Origin of the sequence: Saccharomonospora iraqiensis subsp. paurometabolica YIM 90007, assembly GCF_000231035.2 — a bacterium.
GTDB lineage: Bacteria > Actinomycetota > Actinomycetes > Mycobacteriales > Pseudonocardiaceae > Saccharomonospora > Saccharomonospora paurometabolica.
In genome coordinates, this window is sequence record NZ_KI912187.1 from 114,044 (window position 1) to 114,517 (window position 474).

The 474-nt window shown below is 74.7% G+C and carries 1 protein-coding gene; it reads left to right on the forward strand.

What is annotated here, in order from left to right; genetic code table 11:
• On the forward strand, window positions 1-474 hold a 474-nt coding region (locus SACPADRAFT_RS0201425; protein ID WP_028662134.1), incomplete at both ends, for a ketoreductase domain-containing protein.

Here is a 474-nt window from a genome sequence, read left to right on the forward strand (position 1 = left end):
ACCGGCTCGCTCGGCTCGCTGTTCGCCCGTCACCTCGCCGAGTCCGGGGCCAAGCACCTGCTCCTCGTCAGCAGGCGCGGTCCGGACGCCCCCGGTGCGGACCGGCTGGCCGCCGACCTGGAGGCGCTGGGCGTGAACGTCCGCGTCGTCGCCGCCGATCTGGCCGACTACGACCAGTGCGCGGCCGTGCTCGACTCCGTCGACCGCCGGATCACCGCCGTCGTCCATACCGCGGGTGTCCTCGACGACGGCGTCCTGGACTCGATGACCCCGGAGCGGATGGAGACCGTCGCCCGGCCCAAGATCGCCGCCGCGCACAACCTGGATCGGCTCACCACCGACCTTGACGCGTTCGTGCTGTTCACCGCCGCGGCCGGTGTGCTGGGCACCCCCGGCCAGGCCAACTACGCCGCTGCGAACACCGCGCTGGACGCCCTCGCCGCGGACCGCGCCGCCCGCGGCCTGCCCGCGACC